The sequence below is a fragment of the Microbacterium aurantiacum genome (assembly GCF_002872075.1).
Classification (GTDB): domain Bacteria; phylum Actinomycetota; class Actinomycetes; order Actinomycetales; family Microbacteriaceae; genus Microbacterium; species Microbacterium aurantiacum_A.
In genome coordinates, this window is record NZ_PGGU01000006.1 from 224,235 (window position 1) to 241,417 (window position 17,183).

14 protein-coding genes are annotated in these 17,183 nt (G+C 70.6%); 8 read left to right on the top strand and 6 right to left on the bottom strand.

From position 1 onward, the window contains the following. Positions 1 to 66: 66 nt before the first annotated feature. Complete coding sequence (locus CUR96_RS06435; RefSeq protein WP_245861101.1) at positions 67 to 654, bottom strand: TetR/AcrR family transcriptional regulator; 588 nt, start codon at positions 652 to 654, stop codon at positions 67 to 69. 42 nt (positions 655 to 696) lie between these two features. Beyond that, positions 697 to 1,134 carry an Lrp/AsnC family transcriptional regulator gene (locus CUR96_RS06440; protein WP_102192455.1) on the bottom strand — a complete coding sequence of 146 codons (438 nt, stop codon included), beginning with the start codon at positions 1,132 to 1,134 and terminating at the stop codon, positions 697 to 699. A gap of 152 nt (positions 1,135 to 1,286) precedes the next feature. On the opposite strand from CUR96_RS06440, the gene pdhA reads away from it, so the two are divergent. The 7 genes from pdhA to paaZ are packed head-to-tail and all read left to right on the top strand — an operon-like array spanning position 1,287 to position 9,769. Further along, positions 1,287 to 2,387 (top strand): pyruvate dehydrogenase (acetyl-transferring) E1 component subunit alpha, encoded by a 1,101-nt coding sequence (gene pdhA, locus CUR96_RS06445; protein ID WP_102192456.1) that lies wholly within the window; start codon positions 1,287 to 1,289, stop codon positions 2,385 to 2,387. After that, complete coding sequence (locus tag CUR96_RS06450) at positions 2,384 to 3,412, top strand: alpha-ketoacid dehydrogenase subunit beta (RefSeq protein ID WP_180968963.1); 1,029 nt, start codon at positions 2,384 to 2,386, stop codon at positions 3,410 to 3,412. Before pdhA ends, CUR96_RS06450 begins: the two co-directional genes overlap by 4 nt. Then, the gene (locus CUR96_RS06455; RefSeq protein ID WP_102192457.1) at positions 3,409 to 4,875 is read left to right on the top strand and encodes a dihydrolipoamide acetyltransferase family protein; all 1,467 of its coding nucleotides are present in this window, start codon (positions 3,409 to 3,411) and stop codon (positions 4,873 to 4,875) included. Before CUR96_RS06450 ends, CUR96_RS06455 begins: the two co-directional genes overlap by 4 nt. 37 nt (positions 4,876 to 4,912) lie before the next feature. Beyond that, positions 4,913 to 6,097, top strand: a complete 1,185-nt coding sequence (locus tag CUR96_RS06460; protein WP_102192458.1) for a thiolase family protein — start codon at positions 4,913 to 4,915, stop codon at positions 6,095 to 6,097. Then, positions 6,097 to 6,831, top strand: a complete 735-nt coding sequence (locus CUR96_RS06465) for an enoyl-CoA hydratase/isomerase family protein (protein WP_102192459.1) — start codon at positions 6,097 to 6,099, stop codon at positions 6,829 to 6,831. Before CUR96_RS06460 ends, CUR96_RS06465 begins: the two co-directional genes overlap by 1 nt. Beyond that, positions 6,828 to 7,715 (top strand): 3-hydroxyacyl-CoA dehydrogenase family protein, encoded by an 888-nt coding sequence (locus CUR96_RS06470; protein ID WP_102192460.1) that lies wholly within the window; start codon positions 6,828 to 6,830, stop codon positions 7,713 to 7,715. The genes CUR96_RS06465 and CUR96_RS06470 overlap by 4 nt, the downstream gene beginning before the upstream one ends. Continuing rightward, positions 7,712 to 9,769: a phenylacetic acid degradation bifunctional protein PaaZ gene (gene paaZ, locus CUR96_RS06475; RefSeq protein WP_102192461.1), complete on the top strand. Its 2,058-nt coding sequence runs from the start codon at positions 7,712 to 7,714 to the stop codon at positions 9,767 to 9,769. The genes CUR96_RS06470 and paaZ overlap by 4 nt, the downstream gene beginning before the upstream one ends. 15 nt (positions 9,770 to 9,784) lie before the next feature. Here paaZ and CUR96_RS06480 read toward each other — a convergent pair whose 3' ends face one another. From CUR96_RS06480 to dhaK, 4 genes are all read right to left on the bottom strand, one after another. Further along, positions 9,785 to 11,884, bottom strand: coding sequence for a RecQ family ATP-dependent DNA helicase (locus CUR96_RS06480; RefSeq protein WP_102192462.1), 2,100 nt, complete (start codon positions 11,882 to 11,884; stop codon positions 9,785 to 9,787). A gap of 109 nt (positions 11,885 to 11,993) precedes the next feature. Continuing rightward, positions 11,994 to 14,477, bottom strand: coding sequence for a phosphoenolpyruvate--protein phosphotransferase (gene ptsP, locus CUR96_RS06485; RefSeq protein ID WP_102192463.1), 2,484 nt, complete (start codon positions 14,475 to 14,477; stop codon positions 11,994 to 11,996). Then, the gene (gene dhaL / locus CUR96_RS06490) at positions 14,477 to 15,118 is read right to left on the bottom strand and encodes a dihydroxyacetone kinase subunit DhaL (protein ID WP_102192464.1); all 642 of its coding nucleotides are present in this window, start codon (positions 15,116 to 15,118) and stop codon (positions 14,477 to 14,479) included. Before dhaL ends, ptsP begins: the two co-directional genes overlap by 1 nt. Positions 15,119 to 15,213: 95 nt before the next feature. Continuing rightward, complete coding sequence (gene dhaK / locus CUR96_RS06495) at positions 15,214 to 16,206, bottom strand: dihydroxyacetone kinase subunit DhaK (protein WP_102192465.1); 993 nt, start codon at positions 16,204 to 16,206, stop codon at positions 15,214 to 15,216. Positions 16,207 to 16,354: 148 nt separating this feature from the next. Between dhaK and CUR96_RS06500 the strand changes: the two genes are divergently transcribed. Further along, positions 16,355 to 17,122 (top strand): IclR family transcriptional regulator, encoded by a 768-nt coding sequence (locus tag CUR96_RS06500; RefSeq protein WP_102192466.1) that lies wholly within the window; start codon positions 16,355 to 16,357, stop codon positions 17,120 to 17,122. Positions 17,123 to 17,183 lie beyond the last annotated feature (61 nt).

A 17,183-nucleotide genomic window follows, 5' to 3' on the forward strand; every position in this document is an offset into this window, starting at 1 on the left:
CGCTCTTCGCCGCGCACTTGTCGCGGAGCGCTCCGGAGATGTCCGAGTGCGAAGGGATGTGCGGGCTCAGCGCGTGCGCAGTCCGTCCAGCGCGACGGTGAGGACATCGCGCGCGAGGGACTCCGCCCCCTCCGGCCCGGCCGGGCGATACCACTCGACGAGCGAGTTCACCATGCCGAAGAGCAGCCTCGTGGCCACGGCGGCATCGACGTCATCGCGAACCGCCCCCTCGGACTGCGCGGCCTGGACGATCGCGGCGACGTCCTGATCGAACGCACGCCGTCGGTCGAGGGCTCGGCGTTCGACCTCGCTGTTGCCTCGCACCCGAAGCAGAAGCGTGACCGCCGGGAGCTCGTCGATGAGAACCCGAACGGCGCCCTGCAGCACCTCGGCCAGACGGTCGCCTGCCGCCGGAGCCGCCGCATCGCGAAGCACGCCCTCGAGCCCGTCGAGCGCCTCTCCGAGCGCCGTCTCGAGGATCTCTTCCTTGGAGGCGAAGTGGTGGTAGAGCGCCGCCTTCGACAGTCCCAGCCGAGTGGCGAGCGCGGCGACCGAGGTCGCGTCGTAGCCGGACTCGTTTAACACCGTGACCGCGGCATCGAGCAGTCCCCGCCGGTCGTAACCGGGGCGGCCGCGCTTCACTGCATCCGTCACGTCGACCAGTGTCCCACGGCGGATGCCGGGGACCGACGATGCTCAGTTCCTCGAGAAGTCCTCGAAGATCAGCGTGGTCCGGGTGGAGCGGATGGAGGGGATCGCCTGGATGTCCTCCAGCACGATCCGGCGGAGGTCGCGCGCATCGCGCGCACGCACCAGCAGGATGACGTCGAAGTCGCCGCCGACGAGCGCCATGTGCTCCACCTCCGGGATCGCCTGCAGCCGATCCCGGACGTCCTGCCAGGTCGCCTGCTCGATCGCGAGGGTCACGTAGGCCGAAGCATGGTGCCCGAGCAGCACGGGGTCTGTGCGCACCGTGTACCCGGTGATGACCCCGGCGTCGGTGAGGCGCTTGATCCTCGCATGCGCACCGGCGCGCGAGACGTGCACGGCATCGGCGATGGCCGTCATCGACGCGCGCGCATCGCGCTGCAGCATCCGCAGGATGGCGTGGTCGGTGTCATCGAGTTCAGTCATGGCCGCCCTTCGAAACGCCATCGGATTCTGACAGTCTGCACCACAAGTAGCTCTAGATCGCACAATCGTCCACAACTACCGCCTCAAGGGTGGACGACTGCATTCCTCCGGCGCATGCTGGGCGTATCACGTTCGGCAAGGAAGGCGGACCGATGGACGACGACGCCCTGCTCCCCCGCGACACCCCGGTGCAGCTCATCGATTCCGATGGACGCCCGGTCGAAGACGCGCACTACGCCGCGCCGAGTGCCGATCTGCTGCTGCGCGCCTACCGCGGCCTCGTCGAGGGACGCCGCATCAACGACCAGTGCACGGCGCTGGTGCGCCAGGGCCGGCTCGCGGTCTACCCCTCGTCGCACGGACAGGAGGCGTGCCAGGTCGGCGCCGCTCTTCTCCTCCGCGAGCACGACTGGCTCTTCCCCACGTACCGTGACTCCGTCGCGATCATCGCCCGAGGAGTGGCTCCGGGGCAGGCGATGACGCTGCTCAAGGGCGACTGGCATTCCGGTTACGATCCCACCCGCCATCGCGTCGCGCCGCAGGCGACCCCGCTCGCCACGCAGCTCCTGCATGCCGTCGGGTTCGCGCATGCCGCCAAGATGCGCGGCGAGGACACCGTCGTCATGGCGCTCTGCGGCGACGGCGCCACGAGCGAGGGCGACTTCCACGAGGCGATGAACTTCGCGGCCGTCTTCCGCGTGCCGGTCGTGTTCTTCGTGCAGAACAACGAGTTCGCCATCTCGGTGCCGCTGTCGCGCCAGACGGCCGCTCCGTCACTCGCTCACAAGGCGATCGGCTACGGGATGCCGGGGCAGCGCGTCGACGGCAACGACACGGCCGCCGTGCTCTCGGTGCTCGACGAGGCCATCGGACGTGCGCGATCGGGTGGCGGCCCGTCGCTCGTCGAGGCGCACACCTATCGGATGCAGGCCCACACCAACGCCGACGACGACACCCGATACCGGGAACGCGAGGAGGTGCAGGCATGGGTCGCCCGCGACCCGTTGCTGCGGCTGGGCTCGTACCTGCGCGGCCTGGGGGTGCTCGACGATGCCGCCGAAGACGCGCTCACCGCAGGTGCCGAAGAGGTCGCCGCCGAGCTGCGCCGGGTCATGAACGCCGATGCCGACCTCGACCCCGAAGACCTCTTCCGCTTCGTGCGGGCGGAACGCTCTCAGCAGCTCGACGAGCAGTGGGAGCTGCTCCGAAGCGAGATCGCCCGCGACCAGCTGACCACCGGAGGTGCACGATGACGCTCACCCATGACGATGTGCGGGTGGAGGATGCCGTGACGACCGCACAGACCATGACGATGGCCGCAGCTCTCAACAGGGCGCTGGCCGATGCGCTGGCGGAGGACCCCTCCGTCGTCGTGTTCGGCGAAGACGTGGGCGCCCTCGGCGGCGTCTTCCGGGTCACCGACGGACTCACCGCTCGATTCGGCGAAGATCGCTGCTTCGACACCCCGCTGGCCGAGGCCGGCATCGTCGGCACCGCGGTCGGAATGGCGATGAACGGGATGCGACCGGTCGTCGAGATGCAGTTCGACGCCTTCGCCTACCCCGCCTTCGAGCAGATCGTCAGTCACGTCGCGAAGTTCGGCAACCGCACCAGAGGCGCGATCCGGATGCCGATGGTCATCCGCATCCCCTTCGGCGGCGGCATCGGCGGCGTCGAGCACCACTGCGACTCGTCCGAGGCGTACTACGCGCACACGCCGGGCCTCACCGTCGTCGCCCCGTCCACCCCTCAGGACGCATACTCGCTGCTGCGCGCCGCGATCGCCTCGACCGACCCGGTGGTGTTCCTCGAGCCGAAGAAGCTGTACTGGGCGAAGGGCGAGGTGGACACCGGCCTCCGCACGTCGCTCGACACGGCGCAGGTCGTGCGCGACGGCACCGACGTCACTCTCCTCGCCTACGGCGCGGCGGTTCCGCTCGCACTGGAGGCGGCCGACGCCGCCGCCGAAGAAGGCCGCAGCGTGCAGGTCGTCGACGTCCGCTCGCTCTCGCCCTTCGATGACGCGACCGTGACCGCGGCGGTGCGATCGACCGGTCGCGCCGTCGTGATCGCCGAGGCCCCGGGATACGTCTCCGTGGCCTCCGAGATCCAGGCGCGGGTGTCCGAACGCTGCTTCGAGTACCTCGAGGCTCCGGTGCGCAAGGTCACCGGATTCGACGTTCCCTTCGCACCGCCCAAGCTCGAGCACTGGTACCTCCCGGATGTCGATCGGGTACTGGATGCCATCGACTCCCTGCACTGGGACGAGGAAGCATGAGCACTCTCCTGACACAGGTATTCCGGCTGCCGGATCTCGGTGAAGGCCTCACCGAGGCCGGTCTCGTGCAGTGGCTGGTGGCCGTCGGCGACACGATCGTCACGGACCAGCCGATCGCCGAGGTCGAGACCGCCAAGAGCGTGGTCGAACTGCCCTCGCCCTTCGCCGGAGTCGTGACCGCGCTGCACGGCGCGGCCGGTGACACGATCGACGTCGGTGCGCCGGTTCTGGAGGTCGCGGCCGCAGGCGCCCCCGACGGAGATCTGCGCGTTCCTCGGACGGATTCCGGCGAAACGTCCGAAGAACGTGCGGAAGTCCGCAGAACGGATGCCGCGAGGGCGCCGTCGAACGAGCAGGAGGCGTATCGCGAGGAGGAGCGCGCCGGCTCCGGCAACGTCCTCATCGGCTACGGCACCTCCGAGCGCTCGGCGAAGGGTCGGCGGCGGCGACCGGCATCCGCATCCGCATCCGCTTCCGTCACGGCATCCGCACCGGCACCGGCAACGCCATCCCCCGTCGTCGAGCGAGCTGCTGTCGAGACCGAGCGCGCAGCTCCCGCGGATCGCCGGCCGGTGGCCGTCCGCTCTCCGCTGGTGCGCCGGCTCGCGCGCGATCTCGGCCTCGACGTGCACGCGCTCACCCCCACCGGACTCGACGGGGTGATCACCCGCGCCGACGTTCTGCGCGCAGCCGTCGACGACGCCGTGGACGGCGTGGCCGCGCACCATCGCGGCACCTCCTCCGCTACCGCCGGCGAGCTCGACGGGCTCCCGATCCTTTCCCGCGAGCGGATGTCGCCGCTGCGCAAGGCCGTGAGCGCCAAGCTCAGCCGCAGCCGCGCCGAGATCCCGGAGGCCACCGTCTGGGTCGACGTCGATGCGACGGCACTGTGGGAGCTTCGGGGCCAGATGGCGCCCGACGGCGGAAAGGCGCCTTCGCTCACCGCGCTCATCTCCCGCTTCGTGCTGCTGGCCCTCGAGGAGCACCCGGTGCTCGCCTCCCGCCTGAGCGAGAGCGGCGACGAGCTGATCACCTTCGACGGCGTGAACCTCGGCGTCGCCACAGACACCGAACGCGGCCTGATGGTTCCGGTCATCCCTCGGGCGCACGCCCTCACTGTCGAGCAGTTGGACGCGGCGCTGCGAGAACTCAGCGCCACCGCCCGCGCGGGTGCGATGCCGCCGCAGCGCCTCCGCGGCTCGACGTTCACGCTGAACAACTACGGCAGCCTCGGCGTCGACGGCTCGGCAGCGATCATCAATCATCCCGATGTCGCCATTCTCGGGATCGGCCGGATCATGGAGCGGCCCTGGGTCGTCGAGGGGCAGATCGTCGTGCGCCGCATCGCCCAGCTCTCGCTGGTCTTCGACCACCGCGTCTGCGACGGCGGCTACGCGGCCGGGTTCCTTCGCCGCGTGACCGAGCTCATCGAGCATCCCCTCCGCGTGTTCGGGAGGGTCTGATGCCCACCCACTCGCCCTGTCGACGAACGGAGGCGCGATGACCGAGGTGTTCCTCGTCGGCGGTGTGCGCACACCGATCGGGCGGTACGGCGGTTCGCTCGCGAGCGTGCGCGCGGATGATCTCGCGGCGCTCGTCGTCCGTGAGGCCGTGGCCCGCGCCGGCCTGCCCGGCAGCGCGATCGACGAGGTCATCCTGGGAGCTGCGAACCAGGCCGGCGAGGACAACCGCAACCTCGCCCGGATGGCCGTCCTGCTCGCGGGGCTGCCCGATGACATTCCCGGGATCACCGTGAACCGCCTCTGCGCCTCCGGTATGTCCGCGATCGCCATGGCCGCACAGGCGATTCGCGCCGGTGATGCCGAGGTCATGGTCGCCGGCGGCGTCGAGTCGATGACACGCGCTCCCTGGGTGCAGGCCAAGCCGGAGCGCGCCTGGGCGAAACCGGGCGAAGCCTTCGACACCTCGATCGGATGGCGCTTCACCAACCCGCGCCTCGCCGCGCGTGACAAGGCGACGTTCTCGATGCCGGAGACGGCGGAGGAAGTCGCCCGCCGCGACGGGATCACCCGCGAGGACGCCGACGCCTTCGCCCTGCAGAGCCAGCGCCGCGCGATCGACGCGATCGACGCGGGGCACTTCGAGGCCGAGATCGTCGGCGTTCCGACGCGCACCGGCGACGTGACCGTCGACGAAGGACCACGCCGCGACACCAGCCTCGAGGCGCTGGCAGCGCTCCGCCCTGTCGTCGCGGGTGGCGAGGTCGTCACGGCCGGCAACTCGAGTTCGCTGAACGACGGCGCCTCGGCGATCGTCGTCGCGAGCGCTGACGCCGTCCGCCGCTACGGTCTGGTCCCCCGCGCCCGCATCGTGACCGCGACCTCTGCGGCGCTGGCGCCGGAGATCATGGGCCTCGGGCCGGTGCCCGCGACCGAGAAGGCGCTGCAGCGCGCCGGCCTCCAGGTCGCCGCCATCGGCGCCGTCGAACTCAATGAGGCCTTCGCCACGCAGTCGCTCGCGTCGATGCGCCGTCTCGGTCTGGATCCGGCGACGGTCAACCGCGACGGCGGCGCGATCGCCCTCGGTCACCCCCTGGGATCGAGCGGATGCAGGATCGTGGTCACGCTCCTCGGAAGGATGGAGCGCGAGAACGCCGGGCTCGGCCTCGCGACGATGTGCGTGGGCGTCGGCCAGGGCACGGCCATGATCGTGGAGCACCTCTGATGACCCTGCACATCGACGGGCACGATGACCGCGTCGTCGCCACACTCAACCGCCCGGAGAAGCGCAATGCGATCGACCAGGAGACGATCGACGCGCTGCACGCGCTGTGCGCAGAGCTCGAGGAGAAACCGCGCACGCTGATCCTCGCGGGCGCTGGCGGTGTCTTCGCGGCCGGTGCCGACATCGCCCAGCTGCGTGAGCGCACCGCTGCCGACGCTCGCAGAGGGATCAACGCGCTGGCGTTCATCCGCATCCGCGAGCTTCCGATGCCCGTGATCGCCGCGATCGACGGCTATGCACTCGGCGGCGGCGCCGAGCTCGCCTACGCCGCCGACATCCGCATCGGCACCCCGGCGCTGCGTATCGGCAACCCGGAGACAGGACTCGGGATCATCGCGGCCGCCGGTGCCACCTGGCGTCTGCCCGAGATCGTCGGCGAGGCTCGTGCGGCCCACCTGCTGCTCACCGGTCGCACCCTCGACGCCGACGAAGCCCTGGCCTGGGGGCTCGTCTCGGCGATCCATCCGGCGGACGAGCTCCTCCGAGAAGCGCACGCCATCGCCGACCGCATCGCGGCGAACGATCCGCTCGCGACGCAGTACACCAAACGCGCGCTGCACGCGCCTCGTGCCGGGCATCCGGCAATCGAGCTCGCGCTGCAGGCCGAGCTGTTCGAGTCCCCGGCGAAGCACGAGCGGATGACCGACTTCCTGGAGAGACGAGCACGAGCATGAACCTTGAGAAGCAGGCGCCCGCCGATGTCGGCGTGCTGGGAGGCGGGCGCATGGGGGCCGGCATCGCGCACGCGTTCCTCCTCGCCGGATCGCGCGTGCGCGTGGTCGAGCAGGACGCGAGCAGTGCGGATGCCGCCGCGCAGCGCATCGTCGAGAGCGTCGGCCGCTCCGAGGAGAGGGATCACGCTCTCGACGCCTCGGAGATCCTCGGGCGCCTGGAATGCGGTGCCGATCCCGGCGCGTTCGGCACCTGCGACCTCGTCATCGAGGCCGTGCCGGAAGACCGCGCTCTGAAGGAGTCCTCGCTCGCTCGCGCCGAAGCCGCCATGCCCGAGGGCGCCGTGCTCGCCTCCAACACGTCCTCGATCTCCATCGATGATCTCGCCTCGACGCTCCGGCACCCCGGCCGCTTCCTCGGGCTGCACTTCTTCAATCCGGTCCCGGTCTCTCTCCTCGTCGAGATCGTGCACGGCGAGACGACCGATCCGATCGTCGTGGACGATGCCCGCCGCTGGGTGCGAGCGCTGGGCAAGACCCCGATCGTGGTGCGCGACTCCCCCGGCTTCGCCTCGTCGCGTCTGGGTGTCATGCTCGGGCTCGAGGCCATCCGGATGCTCGAGGAGGGCGTCGCGAACGCCGAAGACATCGACGCGGCCATGACCCTCGGCTACCGGCATCCGGTGGGCCCGCTGCGCACCACCGACATCGTCGGGCTCGACGTGCGACTCGGCATCGCCGAAGAGCTGGCCGCGACCCTCGGCGCACGCTTCGAACCCCCGGAGCTGCTGCGCGCGCTGGTCGCCGAAGGAAAGCTCGGCCGCAAGAGCGGTGAAGGCTTCTACACGTGGATCTCAGCACGATCCGAGAACGGAGATGGACAATGACCGGCATGCTCCCCAGCTATGTGGAAGGCGACTGGTGGACCCCCGCCACGGCCGCAGCAGCGACCGAGGTGCGCGATGCATCCACCGGCGAGGTCGTCGCCCGCGTCAGCACAGAGGGGCTCGACCTCGACGGGGCCCTGGAGTATGCCCGCACCGTGGGGCAGACGAGCCTCGGGGCGCTGACCTTCCACGAGCGTGCCGTGCTGCTGAAGAAGTTCGCCCTCGCTCTGACCGAGCGCAAGGCCGAGCTGTATGCGATCTCCTCGCGCACCGGGGCCACGAAGACCGATTCCTGGGTCGACATCGACGGCGGCATCGGCGTGCTCTTCTCGTACTCCGGCAAGGGCCGGCGGGAACTGCCGAACGGCACGGTGTACGTCGACGGCCCCGTCGAACAGCTGTCCAAGGACGGTTCATTCCTCGGACGGCATATCTACACGCGACTCACGGGCGTCGCGGTGCAGATCAACGCCTTCAACTTCCCCGTGTGGGGGTCGCTGGAGAAGTTCGCCCCTGCCTTCCTCGCCGGCATGCCCACGCTGGTCAAGCCCGCGACGCCGACCGGCTACCTGGCCGAGGCATTCGTGCGGATCCTCGTCGAATCCGGACTGCTGCCGGATGGTTCGCTGCAGCTGGTGAGCGGCAGCGTGCCGAGTCTCTTCGACCATCTGCGACTCGGTGACATCGTCGGCTTCACCGGCAGCGCCTCGACGGCGGAATCGCTGCGCGCGCACCCGGCCGTGCAGACCGGCGGCGTGCGCTTCACGGGTGAGACCGATTCGATCAACGCCTCGGTGCTCGGCACGGATGCCGTCGAAGGCACCCCGGAATTCGACGCCTACGTCCGCCAGCTCGTCACCGAGATGACGACGAAGGCCGGCCAGAAGTGCACGGCGATCCGGCGGGCGATCGTGCCGACGGGGTCGGCGGATGCCGTGATCGACGCCGTGCGGGCGCGCGTCGCCGACAGGGTCGTGCTCGGCGACCCCCGTGCGGACGGCGTCACGATGGGGCCGCTCGCGTCGACCGTGCAGCGCGACGAGGTGCTGCGGCAGGTGCGGAAGCTGACGGAGGCCGGCGGGCGGATCGTCGTCGGCACCACGGATGCTCCCGCGGTGCGTCATGAGGACGGCACCACCGCACCTGCCCCCGACGGCGCCTTCCTCTCGCCCGTGCTGATGCAGTTCGACGATCCGGCCGCCGAGGCGGTGCACACCGTCGAAGCGTTCGGACCGGTCTCGTCGCTGCTCACCTACGACACCACCGCTGAGGCGGCGGCTCTCGTCGCCCGCGGTGGCGGCTCACTCGTGACGAGCATCGCGACGCACGACCCGCTGCAGGCAGTGGAGCTCGCGGCCGCGATCGCGCCGTTCAACGGACGGATGCTGCTGCTCGACCGCGACGACGCCCGTTCGTCGACCGGTCACGGATCTCCCCTGCCGAATCTCGTGCACGGCGGGCCCGGCCGCGCCGGCGGCGGCGAGGAGCTCGGCGGCATCCGCGCGGTGCTGCACCACATGCAGCGCACCGCCGTGCAGGGATCGCCGGAGATGCTCACCGCCCTCACCGGCGTCTGGCACGCCGGTGCGGCCGCGAACAGCGACGGTCGGCATCCGTTCCGCAAGTCGCTCGCAGAGCTCCGCATCGGCGACCAGATCGTCTCGGCATCACGCGAGGTGACGCTCGACGACATCGAGACCTTCGCGCACTTCACGGGCGACACGTTCTACGCGCACATGGACGAGGAGGCCGCTGCCGCGAACCCGTTCTTCCCCGGCCGGGTCGCGCATGGCTATCTGCTCGTCTCCTGGGCGGCCGGCTTGTTCGTCGATCCGGAGCCGGGGCCCGTGCTCGCGAACTACGGTCTGGAGAACCTGCGCTTCCTCACTCCGGTGTCGCCGGGCGACAGCATCCGCGTCGACCTGACCGCCAAGCAGATCACCCCGCGCGAGACCGACGAGTACGGCGAGGTGCGCTGGGACGCCATCATCCGCAATCAGAACGACGAGACGGTCGCCACGTACGACGTGCTGACCCTGGTGTCGAAGGAGTAGCCGCGGGGGCAGATCTCAGCCGTGCAGCGCGAGGACGAACGGCAGCACCTCGGTCGCGCCCGCCTGCCGGAGATTGCGGGCGGCCACGGTCAGCGTCCACCGGCTGTCGGCCTGGTCGTCCACGAGCAGCACGGGTCCCGGTGGCACGTCGAGTCCCTCGGCGGTGAACCGGTCCCAGAGCCCGGCGAGCCGGAACGCGCTGTTGCCGCCCGGCTGGCCGGTGGGGCCACCGCCCGCGTGAGCGAGCGCGCCGAGATAGGGCAGGCGGCCGACCTCGGCGATTCCGCGGGCGAGCGAATCGACCAGGAGCGGCCGTGACCGCGACGGCATCGCGACGACGGCGACCGGTCTCTCCGCCCAGCCCCAGTCGGCGAGAACCCGCACGCAGGCGGCGAGCACCTGGGGCGAGACGGCCGCATCAGGGGCGCCCGACGCGAACAGCTCGCGCAGGGCACCGCCCCAGCCGAGGTCGGTGAGACGGGCGAGGGCTCGGCCTTCGCCGGCCTGCTCGGCGGGAGGGATGCGTCCCTTGACCGGTGCGCCGAGGCGATCGGCGCCGGTGGGCCACTGCCGGCGCGGGTCGATGGGGACGCCGACCCGGTCGAGCGATTCAGCGGCGGAGGTGGTCGCGGACGCCGCGATCTCGCTCGGGAACCAGATGCCGGCGCAGTTGTCGCACCGCCCGCACGGCACGGCCGTGTCGTCATCGAGGGAGCGCTGGAGGAACTCCATGCGGCATCCATCGGTCTGCTCGTAGTCGATCATGTGCTGCTGCTCGGCGACGCGCTCGGCCGCGATGCGCGCATACCGCTCGGCGTCATACGTCCATGGCTCGCCCGTGGCGACCCAGCCGCCCTGCACCCGGCGCACCGCGCCGTCGACGTCGAGCACCTTCAGCAGCAGTTCGAGCGGCGTGCGGCGTATGTCGACCATCGCTTCCAGCGCCGGCGTGGAGACCGGGGCGTCGCCGAGAGCGGCGATCACCCGCTCGGCGCGCTCCTGATCGGGCATCGATGCGGTGGCGAAGTAGTGCCAGATGTCGCGGTCCTCGGTGCCGGGCAGCAGCAGTACGTCGGCGCTTTCGCTCGCCCGTCCGGCACGGCCGACCTGCTGGTAGTACGCCACCGGCGATGACGGCGCTCCGAGGTGCAGCACGAAGCCGAGATCGGGCTTGTCGAAGCCCATGCCGAGCGCGCTCGTCGCCACCAGAGCCTTCACCTCGTTGCGCTTCAGCATCCCCTCGGATTCCTCGCGCTCCTCGGTGTCGGTCTGTCCGGTGTACGCGCGCACCTCGTGTCCGCGCTCACGGAGCAGGCGGGCAGTGTCGACCGCCGCCGCGACGGTGAGGGTGTAGATGATCCCCGAGCCGGGCAGATCGTCGAGATGACTGAGCAGCCATGCCAGCCGGCTCGACGAGTTGGGCAGCCGCAGCACGCCGAGGCGGAGGGAGGCGCGGGCGAGGGGCCCGCGGATGGTGAGGACATCCGCGTTGTCGCCGGTGCCCAGTTGCTCGGCGACATCCGCCACGACGCGGCTGTTCGCCGTCGCGGTCGTCGCGAGCACCGGAACCTCGGCCGGCATCTGTGCGATCAGGTCGCGCAACCGGCGGTAGTCGGGCCGGAAGTCGTGCCCCCAGTCGCTGATGCAGTGCGCCTCGTCGACGACGAGCATGCCGATCCGCTGCACGAGCGCCGGGAGCTGCTGCTCGCGGAACGCGGGGTTGTTGAGCCGCTCGGGCGACACGAGCAGCACGTCGACCTCGTCGCGGTCGAGCTGCGCGAGCACATCGCTCCAGGCATGGGCGTTCGTCGAGTTGATCGCCACGGCACGAACGCCCGCCCGCTCGGCAGCTGCGATCTGGTCCCGCATGAGCGCCAGGAGCGGCGAGACGAGCACAGTGGGGCCCGCACCCTGCCGGCGGAGCAGCAGCGTCGCGACGAAGTACACCGCCGACTTGCCCCAGCCGGTGCGCTGCACGACGAGCGCACGACGGCGCCCCTCGACCAGGGCCTCGATCGCCTCGTACTGCCCGTCGTGGAAGTCGGCGTCGGAGCGGCCGACGAGTTCCCGAAGGGCGGCGAGAGCGGCGCTGCGGGTGGGCGCGATCGAGGTCATCACCCCACTCTGCCTCACGCGACCGACACGACCCTGGGGTTCAGGCCTTCACAGAGCGCAAACGGCTCGATCCCGGACGGATATCGAGCCGTTTGCGCTCTGTGAACGGTCAGAGGGCTCCGGCCAGCACCGCGGATGCCGCCGCACGCGCCTCTGCGGCCGAAGGCGCGGCAAGCGCGTCGGCGGCGGCACGACGGCAGTCCTCCGCGCTCACCTCGGCGAGCGCGGCCGCGACGCGGCCCAGTGCCCGCGGAGTCATCGACAGGCTCGTGGCGCCGAGGCCGACGAGCACCGGCGCGAGCGCGGGGTCTCCCCCGGCCTCACCGCAGACGCCGACGGCCTTTCCCGCGGCGCGGCCTGCTGCGCCCACCGCGCCGATGAGACGCAGCACCGCCGGCTGCCACGGGTCGTTGAGGTCGCCGAGGTCGCTGAGCAGACGGTCCGCCGCCATCGTGTACTGGGCCAGGTCGTTCGTGCCGATGCTCACGAAGTCGACGATCTCGAAGAGCTCGGCCGCGAGCAGCGCGGCCGACGGCGTCTCGATCATGATCCCGACGCGCTCCAGGCCCGCAGCCCGGCATCGAGAGGCGAAATCGCTCGCCTCCTCGACGGTCGACACCATCGGCGCCATCACCTCGACCTGCGCCGACTCCGACGACGCGGCGCGCGCCAGCGCGCGCAGCTGATCGTCGAGCAGGGCCGGAGATCGCCGGGCGATGCGCAGCCCGCGAACGCCCAGCGCAGGGTTGTCCTCATGGCCGGCGTTCGCGAACGGAAGAGGCTTGTCGCTTCCCGCGTCGAGTGTGCGCACGACGACCTTGCGCCCCGGGAACGCGGCGAGCACCCCGCGGTACGCCGCGACCTGCTCGTCCACGGTCGGAGCGTCGCTGCGATCCAGGAAGCAGAACTCGGTGCGGAACAGCCCCACTCCCTCGGCGTGCGCGGCTGCGGCCCCGTCGGCGTCCGCAGCTCCCCCGACATTGGCGAGCAGCGGGATCGATTCGCCGTCGGCAAGTGCTCCGGCGCCGTCGAAGTCGATCACGACGGACGCCGCCCGGGCGGCCTCGATGCTCGACTCACCCGGATCGACCTCGACCGTGCCGCGATCCCCGTCGACGAGGACGACGATTCCCGCCTCGATCGCTCCGGCTCCGGCGACTCCGACCACGGCGGGCAGCCCGAGCGAGCGGGCGATGATCGCGGTGTGCGACGTCGGTCCGCCCTGCTCGGTCACCAGAGCGACGCAGTTGCCACCGGTGAGCGCCGCAGTGTCGGCCGGTGCGAGATCGGTTGCGACGAGCACGAAGGGCTCCTCCCGGGCCGGCACACCGGGCATCTCGAGGTCGAGGATCTCGGCGATGATGCGGTCGCGCACGTCGCGGATGTCGGCTGCGCGCTCCGCCATCCGTCCGCCGAGCGCCTCCAGCCCGCGTTCGTGGGCGGCCGCCGTCTCCCAGACGGCTCGAGCGGCGGTCACACCTTTCGTGCGCACGAGCGCGGTCGCTTCGGAGACCAGCTCAGGATCGGATGCCAGCAACCGGGACGCGTCGAGGATCGCCCGCGCCTCGCCCGAGGCATCGGCAGTGCGTGAACGCAGCTCGTCGGCGACGGCGACCGCCGCCCACTCGATGCTCATGGCTTCGGCGGCGCGCTCGGCCGGATCGATGACGATACCGGCCTCGGGCTCCGGAATGGACGGCGCGAGATGCACCACCGATGCCGCGGCCACCCCCGCGCTCACCCCGCGTCCGCGCAGTACCGCGCCGGAGGCGATCGGGGCGGAGGGCGCAGCCGGCTCCTTCGGGCTCGCCGCGGATTCGCGTGCCTCGGTCCCTTCACCAAAGCCGTCCTCGAAGAGCGCAGCGAGGCGCTCGAGCGCAGCTTCTCCCGCCGCTCCGGCTGCGCGCAGTTCCAGTCGCTGCCCCTGCCGGGCACCGAGCATGAGCAGGCGCGAGAGACTGACGGCAGAGGCGTCGGGCCCGTCGGGCAGGCGGCGCAGTCGCACCGTGACCCCGGCGGACGCCTCCGCGATGAGGGCGGCGGGGCGGGCGTGGATGCCGAGCGGATTGCGCACCGTCACGATGCGCACCGCGGCGCCGTCCGAATCCCGCACCTGGTCGTCGGGCACGGTCGGCGGATCCGATCGAGGCGAAACCCCCGTCTCGTCGTCGGCCGTCTCCCCGAGCTGCCCCGTCTTCGCCCCGAGGGCCGCTGTCGCCTCCTCGGCGACGCCGTCGAGCGATGATCCGGCCGCCGCCGACACGACGGCTGCCAGCAGTCCCTCGACGAACGGGGCCGGAACCAGCCGCACCGGTACGTCGCTGCCGCGGAGCTCGAGCGCGAACTCGGCGCTGAGCACCGCCGAACCGAGATCCATCAGCACCACGACTCCGTCGCAGTCGCTCGCGAGTTCGTCGATCGCCGCCGCCACCGCCACCGCGTCGGTTCCGAGGATCGGACTGCCGTCGGCATCCGTCCCCGCCCCTGCCGCGACCTGCACACGCACGCCCCCGCCGGGCACCATCTGCAACGCGAGTTCCAGCGCTGCCTCTCCGAGCCGGGCGCTGTGCGAGACGGCGACGATGCCGATCATCAGGACGCGATCGTCGCGGCGAGGGTCTCGAACAGGATCGCCGTGGAGGCCGCACCCGGGTCGAGGTGCCCGACGCTGCGTTCACCCAGATAGCTCGCCCTGCCCTTGCGGGCGACGAGCGGGAGGGTGGCGTCGCGGCCCGTCGCCGCCGCATCCGCCGCAGCACGCGCGGCATCCGCGAGACCCGCCCCGCCCGCGATCGCCGCGTCGAGCGCATCGACGGCAGGGGCCATCGCGTCGAACATCGTCTTGTCGCCGGCCTCGGCCTTGCCGCGGGCGACGATGCCGTCGAGCCCGGCCCGCAGGGATGCGGCGAGCGCAGCGGCATCGAGCTCGGTCACGGGGCCCGCGGCCATGCCCATCCGCAGGAACAGCGTGCCGTAGAGCGGACCGCTGGCTCCGCCGACCGAGCTGACCAGCGTCATCCCGACGACCTTGAGCAGTTCGTCGACGCTGGCCGGTGCTCCGGTGGCGTCGAGCTTCTCGGCCACGGCGTTCATACCGCGCGCCATGTTCGCTCCGTGGTCGGCGTCGCCGATGGCCGAGTCGAGTTCGGTGAGCCACTCGCGCTTCTCGACCACGGCGTCGCGGTAGCGCGTGATCCAGTCGAGAAGGCTCTTCGTGTCGATCGTGTCTGTCATGTCGTCTCTCTCACAGGTGTCGTTCGGGCTCCCGTCGCGAATATGCCCGGAATCCGACGCAGTTTCCGGGCTTTTTCGCGACGGGAGGGAGGGTGTCAGATGCCCCAGCGGAGCCCTGGGGTGTTCACGGGAGCATCCCAGAGGCGCAGCAGCTCGTCGTCGACCTTCAGGACCGTGACCGAGCATCCGGCCATGTCGAGCGACGTGATGTAGTTGCCGACCAGGTTGCGCACGATCTGCACGCCGGCCTTCTCCAGCAGCGCGGCGACCTCGGCGTACATCAGGTAGAGCTCGATCTGCGGCGTGCCGCCCAGTCCGTTGAGCATCACGATCGCGGGTCCGGCGAAATCGAGATCGGCGAGGATCGGCTCGACCAGCTGGCGGGCGATGTCGGATGCCGGTGCGAGGGGCTCGCGGTGGCGACCGGGTTCGCCGTGGATGCCGATGCCGATCTCCATCTGGTCCTCGGGCAGATCGAACGTGGGCTTGCCCGCAGCGGGGACGGTGCAGCTGGTGAGCGCCATGCCCATCGAGCGGCCCTGGCCGTTGATCCGCTTGGCGAGTTCGACGACGGATGCCAGGTCCTGTCCCTCCTCGGCAGCGGCGCCGACGAGCTTCTCGATCAGCACGGTGAGTCCGACGCCGCGGCGGCCGGCGGTGTAGAGCGAATCCTGCACGGCGACGTCGTCGTCGACGATGACCGTGCCGACCTCGATGCCCTCCATCGAGGCGAGTTCGGCGGCCATCTCGAAGTTCAGCACGTCGCCGGTGTAGTTCTTCACGATGTGCAGCACGCCGGCGCCCCGGTCGATCGCCTTCGTGGCGGCCTGCACCTTGTCGGGTGTGGGAGAGGTGAAGACCTCCCCGGCGACGGCGGCGTCCAGCATCCCGACTCCGACGAAACCGCCGTGCAACGGCTCGTGGCCGGAACCGCCTCCGGAGAGGACGGCGACCTTGCCCTGGTCCTTCGGCGTCGCGCGCGTGATGACGTGGTTCTCGAAGTCGACGGCGAGCTCGGGATGAGCGAGGCTCACTCCCCGCAGCGACTCGACGAGCACGTCTTCCGGCGCGTTGATGAGCTTCTTCATCGTGCGATCTCCCTTGATCTCAATTCCGCAAAATCGGAACGCTTTTCGTTAATGTCGAATATGCTCGGGCCGTGGTCGGTTGTCAAGACCAACCTCAACACGCATGGGAAACACTCGGTTCGACGAGGAACCGGAGAGAGGAAGCGCCATGATCCAGGCCATCGATCGTGCCGCGAAGGTGCTCGAACTGCTGCAGGGCGCCCGTCATCTCGGCATCACCGATCTCGCTGTCGCGCTCAGCCTGCCGCCGTCGACCGTGCACGGGATCGTGAAGTCTCTGCGCGAGCACGGACTCGTCGCGAAGGAGCGGGGCGGGCAGCGCTACATGCTCGGCCCGACGCTTCTCAGGTTGAGCAACGTGTACCTCGACACGCTCGATGTGCGCGCGCGAGCGATGCGCTGGACGCAGGAGCTCGCCCGGCGCACGAGCCTGTCTGTACGTCTCGGCGCTCCGCACTTCCACGAGGTGCTCGTCATCCATCACAATCTGCGCCCGGACGACAGCCAGCAGATGCTCGAGACCGGTGTCGCCATCCCGGCGCATGCCTCCGCCCTGGGCAAGATCCTGCTGGCCTACGACATCGGCTTCCAGCGCACCGTGTTCGAGCGGCCGCTGCAGAGCCTCACGGGCGACACGATCACGGATGTCGCGCGGCTGACCCTCGACCTGCCGGCGATCGCCGAGCGAGGCACTGCGACCGAGGTCGATGAGGCCGTGCTCGGCGAGTCATCCGTCGCGGCCCCGATCGCCGACGCCTCGAACGACATCGTCGCCGCCGTCGCCGTGGTCCTGCCGTCGACCCGGCTGCCGGCACCGGATGCCGTGCTCGACGCGCTGCGGGAGACCGCCCGGAACATCTCCCGCGAGCTCGGTGCGACATCCTGGCCGCCCCGCGTGGCGCCGGCCGAGGACTGATACCCCCGCGTGCGTTCGGAGAGCGCAAACGGCTGGATCCGAGGCGATTATCGAGCCGTTT

Coding starts and splice junctions, on each gene's coding strand:
- CUR96_RS06460 (WP_102192458.1), top strand. CDS start 4,913: ATGACCGAGGTGTTCCTCGTCGGCGGTGTGCGCACACCGATCGGGCGG.
- dhaK (WP_102192465.1), bottom strand. CDS start 16,206: ATGAAGAAGCTCATCAACGCGCCGGAAGACGTGCTCGTCGAGTCGCTG.
- CUR96_RS06465 (WP_102192459.1), top strand. CDS start 6,097: ATGACCCTGCACATCGACGGGCACGATGACCGCGTCGTCGCCACACTC.
- paaZ (WP_102192461.1), top strand. CDS start 7,712: ATGACCGGCATGCTCCCCAGCTATGTGGAAGGCGACTGGTGGACCCCC.
- CUR96_RS06470 (WP_102192460.1), top strand. CDS start 6,828: ATGAACCTTGAGAAGCAGGCGCCCGCCGATGTCGGCGTGCTGGGAGGC.
- dhaL (WP_102192464.1), bottom strand. CDS start 15,118: ATGACAGACACGATCGACACGAAGAGCCTTCTCGACTGGATCACGCGC.
- CUR96_RS06455 (WP_102192457.1), top strand. CDS start 3,409: ATGAGCACTCTCCTGACACAGGTATTCCGGCTGCCGGATCTCGGTGAA.
- ptsP (WP_102192463.1), bottom strand. CDS start 14,477: ATGATCGGCATCGTCGCCGTCTCGCACAGCGCCCGGCTCGGAGAGGCA.
- CUR96_RS06480 (WP_102192462.1), bottom strand. CDS start 11,884: ATGACCTCGATCGCGCCCACCCGCAGCGCCGCTCTCGCCGCCCTTCGG.
- CUR96_RS06450 (WP_180968963.1), top strand. CDS start 2,384: ATGACGCTCACCCATGACGATGTGCGGGTGGAGGATGCCGTGACGACC.
- CUR96_RS06500 (WP_102192466.1), top strand. CDS start 16,355: ATGATCCAGGCCATCGATCGTGCCGCGAAGGTGCTCGAACTGCTGCAG.
- pdhA (WP_102192456.1), top strand. CDS start 1,287: ATGGACGACGACGCCCTGCTCCCCCGCGACACCCCGGTGCAGCTCATC.
- CUR96_RS06440 (WP_102192455.1), bottom strand. CDS start 1,134: ATGACTGAACTCGATGACACCGACCACGCCATCCTGCGGATGCTGCAG.